Origin of the sequence: Mesonia phycicola (assembly GCF_900141885.1) — a bacterium.
In the GTDB taxonomy this organism is placed as follows: Bacteria; Bacteroidota; Bacteroidia; order Flavobacteriales; family Flavobacteriaceae; genus Mesonia; species Mesonia phycicola.
This window is the reverse complement of record NZ_FQYY01000038.1, coordinates 1-1,207: the sequence shown is the minus strand read 5'-3', so window position 1 is coordinate 1,207 and position 1,207 is coordinate 1. Positions and strand designations below refer to the sequence as shown.

The following is a 1,207-nucleotide window of genomic DNA, read 5'->3' as shown; positions in this document are numbered from 1 at the left end:
TTAGCTCTTTTTATTATCTTTACTCCTAACCTTCCCTTAGCTGGAAAATTACACAAAACCGTTAGCCATAATTAAAAACAAAAATGATTCAAAGTCAATCAAAAGATATAAAAAGTAAGAAAATAATTAATTGGTTAGTAGGTCTAGCTATAGCTTTAATAGTAATTTCATTTTTATCACCTTGGTTACTTACCAGTTTTTCAATCTTAGATCTTTCAAGAACTGGACAAATTGGAGATACGTTAGGTGGTATTATGAATCCATTTATAGCTTTAGCAGGTGTTTTAGTTACTTATTTAGCATTTTATATCCAATATAAAGCAAATCAATATCAAAGAGAACAGTTTGATATTCAATTAAATCGAGAGAAAGAACAATTTCGATTGGAATTAGAATCTCATAATGAACAATTTTTAAAAAGTCAATTTGAAAATCAATTTTATCAAATGTTAAGTATACACAGAGAAAATGTAAAAAATCTGACTTATCATAATACATTAATTGACTTGAATGATTTTGAAAATTCGACTTATGAAAAAAACGAAATTGAAGGTATTAAAACCTTCCCTTATTTACTGACTGAATTTGAATATTGTTTTAATTTAGTGAAAATTCATTTTAAAGATCTCGAATTAAAAGAAATAATAAATGAAGCCTATGGAATGTTTTGGGATGGTATAACCAAAAGTGATATAAGTAAACATAAAATCTTTGCAATTGCTTTTGATCAAAAAGAAAGTTTATATAATTCTTTTCTTAATGGAAATTCTAATCAATTAGCACATTATTATAGACAACTTTTTCAAACAGTAAAATTTGTAGTGAACCAAAGCATTCTTAACTATGAACAAAAAAGAAATTACTTGAGAATTTTAAGATCGCAATTATCGAATGAAGAACAAGTTTTACTTTTCTATAATTGGTTTTCTGGTTTTGGTATACAGTGGGAAAATTTTAATAATAAGTATTTTACAGATTATAGGATGATTCATAATGTTTTTCCTAATATGTTAATAGAAGAAATTAAATTAGACAAAATTTTTGATTTAAATGGTACATATAAAAAAGAAAAAGGTAGAATTAATGATTCTCTTTTTGAGTTTCAAGACTGGAAAAAATAACTATGGCTAACAACGTATAATTCCAACTAAGGTTTAGTTGTGTCCTGCGGACACAGACGCAAAAGCGTCAAAGTTAGCTCTTTTTA

At 25.9% G+C, this 1,207-nt stretch carries 1 protein-coding gene; it reads left to right on the top strand.

Annotated elements, in window-relative coordinates; all coding sequences use genetic code 11:
* Positions 1-83 precede the first annotated feature (83 nt).
* Complete coding sequence (locus BUC03_RS15025) at positions 84-1,121, top strand: putative phage abortive infection protein (RefSeq protein WP_073153949.1); 1,038 nt, start codon at positions 84-86, stop codon at positions 1,119-1,121.
* Positions 1,122-1,207 lie beyond the last annotated feature (86 nt).

What these genes read in the sequence shown, in the direction of transcription:
- BUC03_RS15025 (WP_073153949.1), top strand. Translation starts at nt 84, where the DNA reads ATGATTCAAAGTCAATCAAAAGATATAAAAAGTAAGAAAATAATTAAT.